This window comes from Massilia suwonensis, assembly GCF_042655665.1.
GTDB lineage: Bacteria > Pseudomonadota > Gammaproteobacteria > Burkholderiales > Burkholderiaceae_D > Telluria > Telluria suwonensis.
The window spans coordinates 331,629-347,350 of record NZ_JBHSMR010000014.1 but is presented as its reverse complement, the minus strand read 5'-3'; the positions used below and the strand labels follow the sequence as shown (position 1 = coordinate 347,350).

The following is a 15,722-nucleotide window of genomic DNA, read 5'->3' as shown; positions in this document are numbered from 1 at the left end:
GACAAATGGAAGAAACGGACTTCCGACAAAAAATCAGGAGCCTGGTGGGCGACGACATGTACCGTCATGCCCTGTTCTACCATTATCCTGATGGCCTGCGTTTTGAGTTGTCCAGCGGCGATAGCGCACTCGACTTGGTGTTGACGGCCCTGAATAAGGCGACGGCCATCTGCACGAATATCTTCGAGGGTAAGGAGTCGGTCCTGGTCCACCTGCAGCGGTATGCACCTGAAAATCGTTTTCAACTCCGCAGCACCATGCGCGAATTACGCGAGGCTGGCATCATCCCGCCGCGTAACAGAAGCGTCTGGCTCGAAAAGGTCACGGCAGATGAGACAGACGCGTTTGATGACGGCTACTGGGTCCAATGTGCGTTCGAGCTACCCGTTTCCAAAGTCCCGGCCCTTTTGTGGTGCGCGCTAGCCTGCGACTTTCCGGCCCTGCGGCCGAACCCCAGATGCCTGATATACCTGCTCAATCTGGACAAGGGCATCGTCGCGCATCCTTATGACGATCGCGGGATGGACGTGATCGGCACTGAAAGGCCGCCTCTGGAAGCGCTTTATGTAAAGTATAAGGACTGGCTGCTGGACTATGACCTGGATGCGATGAAGCAGAATTTTGAAGGGACAGGTGGCGCCTCGACGACGCAAACCTGACTTAGCGCTTCAGGATCTGCCGTGCAATCCCGCGCAGGATATTCACCTCTTCCGTCTCCAACTGCGTCCTCGAAAACAGCCGCTTCAATCGCGGCATCAGCTTCTTCGGATTATCCGCATTGAGGAAGCCAATAGAAACAAGCGCCTCTTCGAGGTGCGCATACATCCCTTCGATCTGGGTCACGCTGGCCGCGTCGCCGTGGAAGCCGACCGGCGTCTCCGGCACGGAATCGCCGATCGCCGCCATCCGGCATTCGTAAGCCAACACCTGCGCCGCCTGCGACAGGTTGAGCGACGAGTACGACGGATTGGCCGGAATGTTAATCAAGACATTGCACTTCTCGACGATCTCGTTCGGCAGCCCCACCCGCTCGTTACCGAGAATGAGCGCCGCCTTCACTTCGCCCTGCCCCGCCGCATGGCCCGCGAATGCGCGCGGCGTCCACACGGGCGGCGAGAATTCGCGCAGGCGCGCCGAGACGGCGGCCGCGAAATTGCAGCCCTCCAGCGCTTCGGCCATGCTGTCGACGATGCGCGCGTTCTGCAGCACGTCCCCAGCGCCGCTGGCGAATGCGACCGCTTCCGGGTCGTTCAAGGGGTCAAGACAGCGTGGCGAAACCAGCACGAGTTCCGTGAAACCCATGGTCTTCATGGCCCGCGCAACCGAGCCGACATTGCCGGCGCGGCTGGTTTCGACGAGCACGAAACGTAGGCGAGTAAAAAGAGACGTGTCGGATTCTGGCAGGTTCATTTAAAATAGCGCTATCGCGCGGCGACGAGCAGTTAAAGTTCTGGCATCAAGGGCCGGAATTCTAACGGGTTCTTCGCCGCTTTGCTCTTTAATTCAACTCATACTCGACCGTCCATGGCGCTGCGTGCCCCGTGGGCGTCAGCGTTTTTTTCAGGGAAAAAGCACAATGCATCCAATGCTCAACACGGCCATCAAGGCCGCTCGCCGCGCCGCTACCGTCATCAACCGCGCGTCTTTCGACCTCGACCGCATCGTGGTCTCTGAAAAACAACACAACGATTTCGTCACCGACGTCGACCAGGCATCGGAACAGGCCATCGTCGAAACGCTGCTGAAAGCCTACCCCGACCACGCCATCCTCGGCGAAGAATCGGGCCCGTCGCGCAACCTGAACGACGACAGCGAGTATGTCTGGATTATCGATCCGCTCGACGGCACCACCAATTTCATGCACGGCTACCCGAACTTCTGCATCTCGATCGCGCTGCAGCACAAGGGCGTGATCACCCAGGCCGTCGTGTATGACCCGGTCCGCAACGACCTGTTCACCGCATCCAAGGGCGCCGGCGCCTACCTGAACGACAAGCGCATCCGCGTGCGCAACCACGACCGCATCGGCAAGGCCCTGGTCGCCGCCGGCCACGGTCCGGATCCGCGCGCGCTGGCCGAATACCTGCGCATGTACGAAGTCGTCGCCTCGCGCTGCCACGGCGTGCGCAGCAGCGGTTCGGCCGCGCTGGAACTGGCCAACGTGGCCGCCGGCCGCGTCGACGCCTACTTCGAAAAAGGCCTCAAGATCTGGGACATCGCCGCGGGTTCCCTGCTGGTGACCGAAGCGGGCGGCATCGTCGGCGAGTTCAACGGCGAATCCGCTTACCTGAACAAGGGCGACATCATCGCCGCCGGCCCGAAGGTCTTTGCACAGATGATCCCGCTGATGGTCCCGTTTGCGTAACTAGCGTAAAATAGCGGACTTGCTTGCCGCCGTGACGCAGTGCACACGGCGGCCTTCCTGCATCAGTATTTCCACTGCGCAACAAATTCTCTATAATGCTCCGGCTCGGCTTCATTGCCTGCCGCGCACCATTTCCGATCCTGGCGCCGCTTGCGCCGGCGGCGGAATCAACCTCACCAGAAGAATTCACTAATGTCATTTGCTACCCTCGGCTTGTCCGATGCCATCGTTCGTGCCGTGACCGAACAAGGCTACACCGCGCCGACGCCGATCCAGGCGCAGGCGATTCCCGCCGTGCTCGGCGGCGGCGACCTGCTGGCCGGCGCCCAGACCGGCACCGGCAAGACCGCCGGCTTCACCCTGCCGCTGCTGCAGCGCCTGTCGACCGACGCCATCGGCGCGGCCCTGAAGAGCAAGACCTCGCCACGCGCCGTGCGCGCCCTGGTCCTGACCCCGACCCGCGAACTGGCCGCCCAGGTCGAGGAAAGCGTGCGCCTGTACGGCAAGTACACGAACCTGAATTCGGCCGTGATCTTCGGCGGCGTCGGCATCAACCCGCAGATCAAGCTGCTGAAACACGGCGTCGACATCCTGGTCGCGACGCCAGGCCGCCTGCTGGACCACGCCGGCCAGCGCACCGTCGACCTCTCGAAGATCGAGATCCTGGTGCTGGACGAAGCCGACCGCATGCTGGACATGGGCTTCATCCACGACATCAAGAAAGTGCTGGCCCTGCTGCCGCCGAAGCGCCAGAACCTGCTGTTCTCGGCCACCTTCTCGGACGACATCAAGGCCCTGGCCGACAAGCTGCTGGACAACCCGGCCTCGATCGAAGTGGCGCGCCGCAACTCGACCGTGGAAGTGATCGCGCAAAAGATCCACCCGGTCGACCGCGACAAGAAGCATCCGATGCTGTCGCACCTGATCAAGGAAAACGACTGGAGCCAGGTGCTGGTCTTCACCCGCACCAAGCATGGCGCGAATAAGCTGGTCGAACAGCTGGGCAAGGACGGCATCGGCGCCATGGCGATCCACGGCAACAAGAGCCAGACCGCCCGTACCAAGGCCCTGTCCGAATTCAAGGACGGCAGCCTGCAGGTGCTGGTCGCGACCGACATCGCCGCGCGCGGCATCGACATCGACCAGCTGCCGCACGTCGTCAACTACGACCTGCCGAACGTGCCGGAAGACTACGTGCACCGCATCGGCCGTACCGGCCGCGCCGGCGCGACGGGCGAAGCCGTGTCGCTGGTCTGCGTTGACGAGCACCAGATGCTCAAGGACATCGAAAAGCTGATCAAGCAGACGCTGCCGCGTCACGTGATCCCGGGCTTCGAGCCGGACCTGAACGCCAAGGCCCAGCCGATCCAGCTGCGCAGCGGCGCGCCGGGTCATGCGAACCGTGGCGGCCGTCCGGGCGGCGGCCGTGGCCAGGGCCAGGGCCAGGCGCGCAGCGCGGCGCCTGCCGGTGGTTCGCGTCCGGCGGGCAACGGCGGCGGCCGTCCGGCGGGCGCCGGCAATGGCGGCGGCAACCGTGGCGGCAATGGCGGCGGCAACGGCGCCAGCCGTGGCCCGCGCTCGGGTGCCCCACGCCAGGGCGGGCGCGACCGCTAAGCGCAGTCCGGCTTGAAAACAAAGGGCAGTCCGGTTCGCCGGCCTGCCCTTTTTTATTTAGCGGGCCATCGCCACACGATTGGGGTTCGCCAGCGGCTTGCACGTGCAGGTGCTACGATAACGGGCTGACAACATTCGAGACCGCCATGCCCAAATTCGCCGCCAACCTGAGCACGCTGTTCACCGAGCTCAGCTTTCTCGACCGCTTCGCCGCGGCGCGCGAGGCCGGCTTCGATGCCGTCGAATTCCTGTTTCCCTATGCCTGCGAACCGGAGTGGATCGCCGGCCGCCTCGCGCGCTACCAGCTGGAACTCGTGCTGCACAATTTCCCGCCGGGCGACTGGGCGGCGGGAGACCGCGGCATGGCCTGCGATCCGCGCCGCATCGGCGAATTCCAGGACAGCGTCGAACTAGCCCTCGATTACGCTGAAGAACTCGGCGTCCAGCAATTGCACTGCATGGCCGGCAAGCTGCCGCCGAACGTGCCGCACGAACGCGCCCACGCGACCTACGTGTCCAACCTGCGCTTCGCGGCTGCGGCCCTGAAGGACAGGGGCCTGAACCTCTTGATCGAGCCGATCAACGACCGCGACATGCCCGGCTATTTCCTCACCGGTTCGCGCCAGGCCGCCGCCGTCATCGAGGAGTGCGGCCTTGATAACCTGTTCCTGCAGTTCGACATCTATCACATGCAGCGCATGGAAGGCGACCTCGCCAACAGCCTGCGCAGCTTGCTGCCCCTGATCCGCCACATCCAGATCGCCGACGTGCCGGGTCGCCACGAGCCGGGAACGGGCGAGATCAACTACCCCTACCTGTTCGGCCTGCTCGACGAGCTCGGCTACGCCGGGTGGATCGGCTGCGAATACAATCCCCGCGGCGACACCAATGAGGGACTGGCCTGGCGCGCCGGGGACTGGACACGCCCTGCCGGCTGAGGCAACATTGCTTCCCTAACAATAAGGAGATGTCCATGATCCAGGGTTTGCGCACCGTGATTTATCCAGTCACCGATCTGGCCGAAGCGACCGAGTGGTACCGGCGCGTGCTCGACAAGGCGCCCTACTTCGACCAGCCCTTCTATGTCGGCTTCGAAGTGGGCGGCTTCGAGCTCGGCCTGATTCCCGACGGCGTACCCGGCAGTACCGGCGCCACCGCCTACTGGGGCACGCAGGATGCCGCGGCGGAACTGGCACGCCTGGAAGGCCTGGGTGCGGCGGTGGACTCCCCGCTGGCCGACGTCGGCGAAGGCATCAAGGTCGCCACCGTGCGCGATCCCTACGGCAATCTGTTCGGCATCATCGAAAATCCGCACTTCGACCGCAGCAAAGTCGCTTGACTTGACGCACTGCAACGCCGCATCGACGCGGCGTTGCCAGAATGGGGTCTTTCCGTCCGGCATCATCGCCGTTTCGAGAGGACCCGATGAAGACATTTCGCCTTGCCCTCGTTTCCTTCCTGTTCGGCCTGAGCCTGGTGCTGGTTGGTTGCGCCGCACCCGGCGGGCCGGTCAGCCTGCAGGAAGTGCGCGAATTCGCGGACGCCTCGGCCAAGCTCGGCGGCTACGGCGAACTGTCGCGCCGCTACCGTGACACCTACGAGCGCGAACAACCTTACCTGCCTGTCTCGGCCGACAAGCTGGCGCGCGAAAACGACGCCAAGCGCCGCGCCGTGTACGAGGACTTCGTCAGCGTGCAAAAGGCGCTGGTGCTCTACATGCAGACACTGAGCCTGCTGGCCGGCGACACCCGCTACGACCTGAGCGAACGCATCGACGACCTCGGCAACGGCCTGAAAGCCAACGCCGAATCGGGCTTGCAGCAGCGCCATATCGCTGCGTACACGGGCCTGACCCGCCTGCTGACCCGGGTGATCGCCTCGGGTTACCAGAACCGCAGCGTCGAGACCATGGTGCGCGACGGCGACGCCGACGTGCAGGTGCTGCTGGAAGCGATGATCTCGCTCACCCGTCTCTACTACAAGACCAACGAGAATGAGAAGAAGACCATCCTCGGCATCTTCGACGTCGAGCTGCCCTTCGCCAAGGGCCGCGACGACCGCATGCTGGTGACCCTGGCCAAGGTCCATTACCTGAACAAGGCAAGCGAGTACAAGCTGATCGACCGCCGCTACGACCTGGCCCTGCAAGGCCTGACCAAGGTGGCGCTCGGGCACCAGAAGCTGCGCGAAAACCTGCACAAGCTGACGCAGGAAGACGTCAAGCGCATGCTCGGCAATTATGGACGCGACCTGCGCATGATCCGCGAAGGTCTCGCAAGCGAATAATCTTCAAGGAGCCAGCATGGCAGACGAAAAAGCAAAGGCCGATCCGCTGGATGCGGCAACCGACGTGGTGGCCGGCGCGCTGGCCGGCGCCGTCGTGGCGGAGGACAAGGCGGCCGCCGCGCCCAAGGCGCCTGCGGCCAAGGACGGCGGCCTGGCCAGCGTGGCGCAGATCGTCGAGCTGGCGGACCAGCTCTCGGCCTGCGCCGACCAACTGCACGAGCGCATCATGCGCGACATCAAGGTCTATGACGGCCGCGCCGTGCCGGCCCATGTGCAGGCCACGGCGCGGGCCCTGCTCGAAGACGAACTGCTGCTGCGCCAGCGCGCCAACGGCCTATATGCCGACGCCGCCACCTTCGTCGTCAAGTCGCTCGGCAAGTCGCAGCAGAACGTGGTGGCGCTGACCTCGGCGGCCGCCGAAAAGATCCGCAAGATCGCGCTGATCGGCGACGTCACCGGCCTGGTCGCCGGCCTGCTGAGCCTGGCGGGCGCGGCCGCTACCGGGCAGGCGGCACCGATCATCCTGGCGCTCGAAAAGATCCAGACCCATGTGAAGGACATCAAGGCCCACCAGGCGCCCGCTGCGAAGCCTGCTTGAGGATTCGTGCGCCCATGTTCAGGGCGGGCGCATCGCGCTACACTGGTCCCACACCAGTTCATGTGGGAGCATGCAATGAACGGCTTTTCTTCGCTCCGGGCCGCCGCCGCGCGCGCCCGTCATACGCACGTTTTCGCATGAACGCGCCCATGAACGCGCTCGATCAAGGCCAGCTGGCCCAGTTGCGCGCCGCGCTCGAGGCGCATCTGCTTGCGCTCAGCCGCACGGACGAGCCGCAGACGGTAGAGGGCGCGCGCGACCTGCCCGTGTCCGAAGTCGAAACCTCGCCCGCCGACAAGGCCACGGTGCGCCTCCTGAACGATCTCGCGCTGGAGGCGGCCGGCCACCACGCGGCCCGGATGCAGGTGCTGCGCCACGCGCTGGCGAAATTCGAGGACGGCAGCTACGGGCTGTGCGAGGAATGCGGCGCCGACATCGGCTTTTCGCGCCTGCAGGCACGCCCCGAAGCGCGCCTGTGCATTGCCTGCCAGACGCGCCACGAGAAACAGCGCCAGTGATCTGTCCTTAGTGGACGATTTCGGGCGGAATCGACGGATCGAAATCGGCCCAGTCGCCGTCCACGATATTCCCGCGGGCGCGTTCGATCTGGACCGCGCCGAGGCGGCGCAGCACATCCACGGCGCGCGATTCGTCGCCGGCGTCGTCGAAGGCGACGGCCACCAGCATGCCGGCCTTGCGCTGTTCGATCGGGGCGCGGCCGCCTTCTTCTCCTTCGCCCGCCTCCTTCATCTTGCTGAAGCTGAACAAGGAACCCACGTGGGCGCCGACCAGGCCGCCGACGATGGGGCCGGCCGGTCCCGTAACCGGCGCCGTAGCGGCACCGAGGGCCGCGCCGACCGCACCGCCGGTGAGCTGGCCCTGCACCACGCCCACCGGCGTTTCCTTGGCGCCCGGCGAATGGAGGTTGTCGCCGCCGATCGGGGTCATGTCATGCTGGCCTGCCTGGCTCAGGTAGAAGGTACTGAGGCGTTCTTGCGTGAAGCCGGCCTGGGCCAGCGCGCTCGCGGCGGCACTGGCCTCGTCCTGGGTCTGGAAATGCCCTGCAATAATGGTGGACATGGAAGTCTCCTGCATTGTTGGTTAGCCGAAGCATGCTCCTGCTGGGCTGCACATTCTGTACGCAAACGCACACGGTTTATCGCCACTGCCCATAGGCAAATTCATCGAACTGCGGTTCCGGCGGCGCTGCCTGCCACTGCCGCGGATCGACGCGGTAATACTTGAGGAATTCCTCGTACAGGGCCGGATGGCGGGAAGCCAGGCGGTGCGGCTGTTCGTAGAAGGCCTCGGTAGCCACCGCGAAGAACTCGGCTGGATTGGTCGCGCCATAATGGTCGAGCACATCCTCGTGGCCGAACCAGGCATCGTGGCGCAGGGCGGCGAAGTCGCGCGACAGCACTTCCGACCAGCTGCGGTAACGCTCCGCGCTGCCGAGATAAGGCGCGCCATTGGTCGTGCCCGACTCGCTGTCGAGCTGGTGGGCGAACTCGTGCAGCACGACGTTGTGCGAAGGCGGCGCCTCCATGCCGGCGCGCCGCACGTGGTCCCAGGACAGGATCACGCGGCCGTCGCCCCAGGATTCGCCCAACAGATCCTGGCGCTCCTCGGTGACCACGCCGGCCGCGTCGACCTGGCGCCGCGGCACCAGGAAGGCGCCCGGATAGACCAGCACCGCATTCAGGGTCGGATACACGGCCTCGCCGCGCGCGCCGAGCAACAGCAGGCAGGCCTGGCCGGCGATCGTCAGGCGCATCTCTTCGGTGATCTCGAGCCCGGCGCAGCCCACAAAAGTCTTCTCATGCAGGAAGCGCCGCACCAGGCGTTCGAGCCGGGTGCGCTGCGCCGCGTCCATCGCCCGCCAGGGTTCGACGTTGCGCTCGAGGATGGCGAGTTCGCTCGCCGCGAGCGGCCGCGCCAGGGCGCGGCGCAGGCGCCAGCGCGGCACCGCCCAGGCCAGCAAGCCGATCGCCACCAGGCTCGACACCGTCAACAAGGCTTCCATCAGTCTGCCCTCGTGCAAGGTTGGCCGCTCATGCGCTCACTCATGCGTCCGCCAGGTGCGCGTCGAGCTCGTCGGCCCCGCCGATCAGGCGTCCGCCGATGAAGACCTGGGGCCAGGTCATGCGGCCGGTGATGGCGCGCAGCACGCCGCTGGTGATTTTCTGGTCTTGCGAGATATCGGTATACCGCAGGCGCCGTTCCTTCAGCGCCGCCTTGGCGCGTGCGCAGAACGGGCAGCCGGGACGCGAAAACATCACGATCGGTTCCGGCGCACGGGCCTCGGGATTGATGTGGCGCAGCATGGTGTCGGCATCCGAGACCTTGAACGGATCGTCTTCGCCCTCTTCCTCGATGAACATCTTCTCGATGATGCCGTCGCGCACCAGCATCGAGTAGCGCCAGGAGCGCATGCCGAAGCCGAGCTCGCGCTTGTCGACCAGCATGCCCATGCCGCGCGCGAAATCGCCGTTACCGTCGGGAACAAAGGTGATGCCGTCCGCTTCCTGGCCCGTTTTCCACTCGTTCATGACGAAGGCGTCGTTCACCGACAGGCAGAGGATGTCGTCGACGCCATTCTCGCGCAAGACCTTCGACAACTCGTTATAACGCGGCAAATGGGTCGAGGAACAGGTGGGCGTGTAGGCGCCCGGCAGGGAGAACACGACGACGGTCTTGCCCTTGAACAGTTCGTCGCTCGTCAGGTCGCGCCACTGGTTGTCGGGGCGCGCCTTGAACGTGACTTGCGGTACGGGTTTTCCTTCCAGCGATTCGGCGCTTGGCAGCATGGGGCCTCCTTGGGTGAATGATGCGGCTTGCAGGCCGCTTCGCCCGCAGGTGGGGACTGTTGCCGGGGTTTCAATGTTGTCGAATGGCCGGCTGTTAACGACAAACGCCGCACAGTGTGCGGCGAATGCATGACGACAGCGATCGTCGGTTACGGAAACGGGCCCCGGGTCTCCACCGCGGCCGGCCTCCGGCAGAGGGTCTTACTTGCCGATCTGGCTAGGCGCCGGACCGAACAGGGCGGCGACCAGCGGATCGCGGGTGACCGGGCTGCGGTTCACGCGGATCGCGTAGTGGGTGTCGTCGGCCAGGATGTGGAAGTGGCGGCCGCTGCCGGCCATGCTCTGCTCGCGCAGGCCCGGACGCTCCTTGCGCGGGGCGGCGCCTTCGCGCTTCGGCTGGCAGATGGCGGCGAGGAAGGCCTTCACGCGTTCCTGGTCGGGGCAGATCTGGTAGACGGCCTTGCCCAGGTAGGTGGCGGTGCCTTCGATGTAGCGGGCCAGTTCGATGACGCCGGCTTCGCGCAGGTCGCGGATGTACTTGCGGGCGCCCGACGGCGAGAACTTCAGGAACCAGGCGATCTCGTCGGCCAGCATTTCATGGGTCGACAGTTCGTTGATCAGCTTTTGCATGTTCTCGATCCGACGCTGCGTGGCGGAAGTCGACCGCACACGTTCGATCGGCGCCAGGGAGATGGGCGCGCGCTCGGTTGGCTGCGGCGGGACGCGTTCGATCAGCGCTGAATTGCTGGAAGTGTGCACTGCGCCTACGTCGCCTTGCACCGCGTTGTGATGGGTCGTTGCATGCATGTTGTTGTACTCCAATAAGAGAGAGACTGGGAGGTCCGGGTCGCTGTGTGTGGTCTGACACTCTGACAACACCTCGGGTTCCGCTTAACTGGCCTCAAGATTGCCTGCGTCAGCCCGGCCGGTCTGTGCGCCAGCCCACATTGGCAAAATTCCTCCAAGCATTTTAAAAATTTTTCTTTGCATAGAATCAACACTACCGTCCGCACGTTTGCTTGTCGCAAAAATACAACGATTTTTGAAAAATTTTTTCTTTTTGAAATATTTAATAAATTTACATCAAAACGTCGATCCCTTCTATATAGAGGGCAGTTTTACGATACCGACATGGATGTTGTGAATCTGTCACTCATCAGTATGACTAGGTGCGCTAGCGCACCGAGGTTCCGGAACCCTGCCCCGTATTATTCGTCCAACATCACTGTTTCAAGCACGCGATGTCACCCTACCTTTTCAACTTATGGGAGTTTCCTGTGAACAATACGAAGAAGATCGCCCTGGCCGTTGCCATGCTCTGCGCCGCCGGCTCCACGCTGGCCCAAGAAATCAACCCGTCCTGGTACATCCAGCCGAGCGTCGTCGGCATGAAGCCGGACGCCGATTTCGGCACCAATAGCGAAAAAGACTGGGGCGGTGGCCTGAAGTTCGGTAAAGCCGTGAACCAGTACTGGGACGTCCAGATTGGCGGCACCCACGTCCGTACCGAAAATGGCCCGGCTCGTTACAATCAGACCCTGCTGGGTGTGGACGGGCTGCTGATGCTGTCGCGTAACCGTGTTCGCCCATACATCCTGCTCGGCCTGGGCGTCGAGCGCGACAAGGTGCAGAACCCGCTGCGCAACGTGAGCCACAACTCCCCATACTGGACCGGCGGTATCGGCGTCCAGGCAACCCTGACTCCGCAATGGTCGCTGCAGGCCGACATCCGTTCGGTGAAGAGCAACCTGCGCCACGACGAAGAGTTCGGCTTCAACAAGCCGAACAACAAGTACCTCACCATTGGCCTGAACTACGCCTTCAACCCGCCGCCAGCGCCACCGGCACCGGCTCCTGCGCCAGCTCCGGTCGTCGAGGCACCGGCTCCGGCACCAGCACCGGCACCGGTCGCTCCGCCGCCGGCACGCTTCGAGAAGGTCACCCTGTCGACCACCGAACTGTTCGAGTTCGACAAGGCCGAACTGCGCATGCCGCAGCCTAAGCTGGACGAGATCGCCGCCGCCCTGCAAGCCGACCCGAGCATCACCGACGTCGACATCACCGGCTACGCCGACCGCCTGGGCTCGGAAAAGTACAACCTGAAGCTGTCGCAGCGCCGCGCCGACTCCGTGCGTGAATACCTGGTCGGCAAGGGTGTCGAAGGCGGCCGCCTGAAGGCCTACGGCAAGGGCGAAGCCAACCCGGTCGTGACCTGCACCGAGAAAAACCGTGCCGCTCTGATCAAGTGCCTGGAACCGAACCGCCGCGTGGAAGTCGAGCAGATCACGATCGAAAAGCGCGTTCAGTAATCGACATCTCGGCCGCCGCTCCGTCCTCGTGACGGAACGGCGCTCGGAGGGGTACCTGGTCCGGTCAACCACGTCTTGCGACGCCAGGTTGAACAGGGGTCCGGTGCCCCTTTTTCATTTCACGGAGAATCGGTATGGACAAGGACGACAAAGACAAAAAGCAGTGGATTCCCTCCCCGCGCCAGGTTTTCCACATCATGAAGTGCGCGGTGACCGAGTGGCTGGCGCACCGCGCCGCCAGCAAGGGCGCCGCCCTCGCCTTCTACACCTTGTTCTCGATGGCGCCGATCCTGGTGCTGGTGATCGCCGTTGCCGGCTTCTTCTACGGCGCCGAAGCGGCGCAGGGACAGCTGCTCAACGAATTACGCGGTCTGGTCGGCAAGGAAGGCGCCGAAACCATCCAGGCGATCCTGGCAGGTGCGCGCGACAAGGAAAGCGGCTTGATGGCAACCATCATCGCCGGCGTGCTGCTGCTGGTTGGCGCCACCAGCATGTTCGCCGAGCTGAAGGACAGCCTCGACGAAATCTGGAACGTGCCGGCGCCGAAGGATGCCGGCGTGTGGGACACGATCCGCACCCGCGTATTGTCCTTCGGGCTGATCCTGGTGCTCGGCTTCCTGCTGCTGGTGTCGCTGGTGATCAGCGCGGCGATGGCCGTGGTCGAAAACTATATCGGCGGCATCTGGAAGGACTCGGCCGTGATCCTCGGCTGGATCTCCTCCTGCATCGGCTTCCTGGTGATCTCGACCATGTTCGGTGTGATCTACAAGCTGCTGCCGCGCATCAAGCTATCCTGGCATGACGTGATCGTCGGGGCGCTGGGCACCGCCGCCATGTTCACGCTGGGGAAATTCGCCATCGGCCTGTACATCGGCAACAGCGGCGCCGCCAGCAGCTTCGGCGCCGCCGGCTCGCTGATCGCGCTGCTGCTGTGGGTGTATTACTCGGCGCAGATTTTCTTCCTCGGCGCCGAGTTCGCCCGCCAGTATGCGCTGCAGCTGGGCAGCCTGAAGCACAAGCCGGAGCATGAGACGGGGGCGAAGAATGTCAAGCGGATGACTTGGCCGGAGCGCAGTTAATATGAAAACGGCGCGGATTCCATCAGGTCCGCGCCGTTTTTTTTACCATGCGCACGCGGTTTACGTGTTGTTGAGCACCCCATCAGGTCCGCACCGCTCTTTGTGTTAGCCCGGTTTCGCGTCTGATCGAGCGCCGCACCGCGTGGACTCGGGAGTCCACCCTACGAAGCGTGGTTTGCGGTCATCCGTGGTGAATGTCGAATGACGAACTGCCGCGCACGTAGGGTGGACTCGTACTTCAGGCCCCCCGGCCTGAAGTACTCCACGCGTTTTACGTGCCGGCGAACACCCGGCCGCCCCTACTCGCCGAGCAGCTCCGCCACGAACTCCATCCCCTCGACCCGCTCGGCCACCGTCTTGAGGATCATGACGACCGGCACCCCCAGCAGCAAGCCCCACATGCCCCACAGCCAGCCCCAGAACAGCAGGCTGACGAACACGGCCGCCGGGTTCATCTTGGCGATCTTGCCCGTCATCCAGGTGGCAACCACCATGCCGACCAGGGTGGCGATGCCCATCGAGGCCCCGGCCACGAGGATCACCATGCGCAGCGATTCGAACTGCAGGAAGGCGACCAGGCCGGTGGCGGTGGTGATCAAGAGTGGGCCGAAGTACGGCATGATGTGCGTCACGCCGGCGAAGATGGCCCAGGCGCCCGCGTTTTCCAGGCCGATCGCGCGCAGCGCCACCCACATCAGCAGCGCCAGCAGGATATTCGTCACCAGCAGCATGAACATGTAGTTCTGGACCGTGGTGTTGATGTCGTCCAGGATGTGGACGGTGACTTTCTTGCGCGTCAGCGAGGGGCCGGTCAGCTTGACCAGCTTGCGTTTGAACGTGTCCCCCGCCAGCAGCAGGAAGAACACGAGGAACAGGACCATGGTGGCCTGGGTGATGAAGGAGGCCAGCCCGACCGAACCGGCGAGCAGCCAGTCGGTGATGCGGAAGGCCGGCGAATGCGGTTGCGACAGCGTCGGGCGGCGCTGGATCAGGCGCGCATCCTTGTTCTGGCCGACGCTGGCCGTAGCCTGCTCGATCTCGGCGGCGGCCTTTTGCATCTGCTGGATGGTCGAACCGCCGCTGGCCGCGCTGGTGAGCAGCTTGGTCACCTTGTGGGTGAGCGTCGGCAGTTCGTCGATGATGTTGAAGAATTCGTCCTGCAAACGCACCATGGTCGCGCCCAGGCCGCCGATCAGGATGGCGGTGACGAGGGTGGCGCCGATGACGCGCTTGATGTGGATGCGCTCGAGCCAGCGCACGAGGGGGCTGAGCGTGTAAGCGATGAAGATGCCGAGCAGTAGCGGTACGAAGAATTTCTGCGCCCATTGCAGGGCGAATACGAAGGCCACGGTGGCCAGGATGCCGAGCGAAAGGCCGCGGGCATTGACGTGGATGGGCAGGCGCAGGCCGCCGGAATGCAGGGTCAGGTCGTCGCCCGGGCCGGAGTGGATCTCCGGCTGGACGATGTCGGCGCCGATGGCCGACGGTGCCTCTGGGGCGGCGGGCTTGTTCGGCTCGGCTTGAGCCGAACCTGGACTGGCGAGATGCATGTGTTTGCCGATTAAAAGTTGCCGGACCGCCGCCCAGCGGCTGGAATTACTTCACGCGGATGTCGTTCTTGACCGATGTTACACCCTTCACGCCACGGGCAACCTCGACGGCTTTCTGTGCGTCGCCTGGCTGGGCCACGAAGCCCGACAGCTGGACGTCGCCCTTGAAGGTTTCGACGTTGATCTCGGTTGCCTTGACTTGCGGGTCGGCGGCGAAGGCAGCCTTCACCTTGGCGGTGATGACGCTGTCGTCGACGAATTCGCCGGCGCTTTCCTTCTGTGGGCCCGAGGCGCAGCCGACCATCGTGAAGGCGAGCGCGCCGGTGAAGATGGCGGTAGCAAGGCGTTGGGTGATTTTCATGATGTATCCCTTTCTGTCTGTGGTCAAAGTCAATGTGCTCGGGTGAGCGATCCGGTACGTCACTTGCCGTACGCGGTTTTTGCGGCGTCGACGCACTGGTCTTTCGCCGCGCCGGCAAACGCGTCGCACTTTTCGAGTGCGACCCGGTATTCCGCCGTCAGTTTGTCTTCACGCGCATTGCTGCGCGCTTCGATCATCTTGCGATCCGCCGTGGCATCGGCCTGGGCGGCGATCAGGGTCGCCTTGGCCTGCTTGATGCACACGTCGCGGTCATTGCCCGTCACCGCGCCGCAGCGCGCCTTGTCGCGGTCGTAGTTCGCGTCGGCGATGCGCATGCGCGCCTGGGTGTAGGCCTTCAGGGTGTTCTTGTAGGCGGCGCCCGCCTCTTCCTCGACGCGCACGCGCTCGGCCTTGGCCTCGGCCAGGCAGACGTCGCGCGGGTTGCCGGTCACGAGTTCGCAGCGGGCGCGCGCCGCCTTGTAGGTGGTCGCTGCCGTGTCGCGCGCCGTGTTGTAGGCGGTCTTGGCGTCGGGGACGGTCTGGGCACGGCCGTGGGTCGCCCACAGCAGGGCGGCGCCGATAATCAATAGTGCGTGGACGTTTTTCATTCTCGTTTTCATGTTCTTGTTCTCCCGGTTCTGCTCGTTGCATCGATCTTCAGCGTGATCATGGATGATGTTTTACGCCCATCCCGCCGGGCTATCTGTTCGTTGTCGAACACAACAGAACATGTTGTTTCGATAATATTAATTT

The 15,722-nt window shown here is 64.0% G+C and carries 18 protein-coding genes; 10 read left to right on the top strand and 8 right to left on the bottom strand.

The genetic code is table 11. The features are described 5' to 3' along the window. The first annotated feature begins 5 nt into the window (after positions 1 to 5). Entirely contained in the window at positions 6 to 659 is a 654-nt protein-coding gene (locus ACFPQ5_RS21915) for a DUF3885 domain-containing protein (RefSeq protein WP_379760786.1), read from the top strand. Between the two features lies 1 nt (position 660). Here the strand turns inward: ACFPQ5_RS21915 and ACFPQ5_RS21910 are convergent, their stop codons facing one another. Further along, on the bottom strand, positions 661 to 1,410 hold the full coding sequence (locus ACFPQ5_RS21910; RefSeq protein WP_379760784.1) for an RNA methyltransferase: 750 nt from the start codon (positions 1,408 to 1,410) through the stop codon (positions 661 to 663). 175 nt (positions 1,411 to 1,585) lie between these two features. Between ACFPQ5_RS21910 and ACFPQ5_RS21905 the strand changes: the two genes are divergently transcribed. From ACFPQ5_RS21905 to ACFPQ5_RS21875, 7 genes are all read left to right on the top strand, one after another. After that, the gene (locus ACFPQ5_RS21905) at positions 1,586 to 2,365 is read left to right on the top strand and encodes an inositol monophosphatase family protein (protein WP_379761392.1); all 780 of its coding nucleotides are present in this window, start codon (positions 1,586 to 1,588) and stop codon (positions 2,363 to 2,365) included. A 192-nt stretch (positions 2,366 to 2,557) separates the two neighbouring features. Next, positions 2,558 to 3,979 (top strand): DEAD/DEAH box helicase, encoded by a 1,422-nt coding sequence (locus tag ACFPQ5_RS21900; RefSeq protein WP_379760782.1) that lies wholly within the window; start codon positions 2,558 to 2,560, stop codon positions 3,977 to 3,979. Positions 3,980 to 4,125: 146 nt separating this feature from the next. Further along, positions 4,126 to 4,917: a 2-oxo-tetronate isomerase gene (otnI, locus tag ACFPQ5_RS21895; RefSeq protein ID WP_379760780.1), complete on the top strand. Its 792-nt coding sequence runs from the start codon at positions 4,126 to 4,128 to the stop codon at positions 4,915 to 4,917. 35 nt (positions 4,918 to 4,952) lie between these two features. Continuing rightward, entirely contained in the window at positions 4,953 to 5,318 is a 366-nt protein-coding gene (locus ACFPQ5_RS21890; RefSeq protein ID WP_379760778.1) for a VOC family protein, read from the top strand. Between the two features lie 86 nt (positions 5,319 to 5,404). Then, positions 5,405 to 6,265, top strand: a complete 861-nt coding sequence (locus ACFPQ5_RS21885) for a hypothetical protein (RefSeq protein ID WP_379760776.1) — start codon at positions 5,405 to 5,407, stop codon at positions 6,263 to 6,265. A 16-nt stretch (positions 6,266 to 6,281) separates the two neighbouring features. Beyond that, positions 6,282 to 6,863, top strand: a complete 582-nt coding sequence (locus ACFPQ5_RS21880; protein ID WP_379760774.1) for a hypothetical protein — start codon at positions 6,282 to 6,284, stop codon at positions 6,861 to 6,863. A gap of 149 nt (positions 6,864 to 7,012) precedes the next feature. Then, positions 7,013 to 7,381 (top strand): TraR/DksA family transcriptional regulator, encoded by a 369-nt coding sequence (locus ACFPQ5_RS21875; protein ID WP_379760772.1) that lies wholly within the window; start codon positions 7,013 to 7,015, stop codon positions 7,379 to 7,381. Positions 7,382 to 7,388: 7 nt separating this feature from the next. Here the strand turns inward: ACFPQ5_RS21875 and ACFPQ5_RS21870 are convergent, their stop codons facing one another. From ACFPQ5_RS21870 to ACFPQ5_RS21855, 4 genes are all read right to left on the bottom strand, one after another. After that, positions 7,389 to 7,943 carry a hypothetical protein gene (locus tag ACFPQ5_RS21870; RefSeq protein WP_379760770.1) on the bottom strand — a complete coding sequence of 185 codons (555 nt, stop codon included), beginning with the start codon at positions 7,941 to 7,943 and terminating at the stop codon, positions 7,389 to 7,391. Positions 7,944 to 8,019: 76 nt separating this feature from the next. Further along, positions 8,020 to 8,886 carry a M90 family metallopeptidase gene (locus ACFPQ5_RS21865; protein WP_379760768.1) on the bottom strand — a complete coding sequence of 289 codons (867 nt, stop codon included), beginning with the start codon at positions 8,884 to 8,886 and terminating at the stop codon, positions 8,020 to 8,022. 40 nt (positions 8,887 to 8,926) lie between these two features. Beyond that, positions 8,927 to 9,670, bottom strand: coding sequence for a glutathione peroxidase (locus ACFPQ5_RS21860; RefSeq protein ID WP_379760766.1), 744 nt, complete (start codon positions 9,668 to 9,670; stop codon positions 8,927 to 8,929). 201 nt (positions 9,671 to 9,871) lie between these two features. After that, positions 9,872 to 10,477, bottom strand: a complete 606-nt coding sequence (locus ACFPQ5_RS21855; RefSeq protein ID WP_136223080.1) for a winged helix-turn-helix domain-containing protein — start codon at positions 10,475 to 10,477, stop codon at positions 9,872 to 9,874. Between the two features lie 470 nt (positions 10,478 to 10,947). Between ACFPQ5_RS21855 and ACFPQ5_RS21850 the strand changes: the two genes are divergently transcribed. Beyond that, a complete protein-coding gene (locus ACFPQ5_RS21850) occupies positions 10,948 to 11,979 on the top strand; it encodes an OmpA family protein (protein ID WP_379760764.1) in 1,032 nt (343 codons plus the stop codon). 134 nt (positions 11,980 to 12,113) lie between these two features. Then, positions 12,114 to 13,058, top strand: a complete 945-nt coding sequence (locus ACFPQ5_RS21845; protein ID WP_379760762.1) for a YihY/virulence factor BrkB family protein — start codon at positions 12,114 to 12,116, stop codon at positions 13,056 to 13,058. A gap of 299 nt (positions 13,059 to 13,357) precedes the next feature. Here the strand turns inward: ACFPQ5_RS21845 and ACFPQ5_RS21840 are convergent, their stop codons facing one another. Genes ACFPQ5_RS21840 through ACFPQ5_RS21830 form a run of 3 tightly spaced genes read right to left on the bottom strand, consistent with a single transcriptional unit; the run spans position 13,358 to position 15,577 of the window. Continuing rightward, positions 13,358 to 14,608, bottom strand: a complete 1,251-nt coding sequence (locus ACFPQ5_RS21840; RefSeq protein ID WP_379760760.1) for an AI-2E family transporter — start codon at positions 14,606 to 14,608, stop codon at positions 13,358 to 13,360. 46 nt (positions 14,609 to 14,654) lie between these two features. Continuing rightward, positions 14,655 to 14,969 (bottom strand): BON domain-containing protein, encoded by a 315-nt coding sequence (locus ACFPQ5_RS21835; RefSeq protein ID WP_379760758.1) that lies wholly within the window; start codon positions 14,967 to 14,969, stop codon positions 14,655 to 14,657. Positions 14,970 to 15,028: 59 nt separating this feature from the next. Further along, positions 15,029 to 15,577, bottom strand: coding sequence for a hypothetical protein (locus tag ACFPQ5_RS21830; protein ID WP_379760756.1), 549 nt, complete (start codon positions 15,575 to 15,577; stop codon positions 15,029 to 15,031). Positions 15,578 to 15,722: the final 145 nt, after the last annotated feature.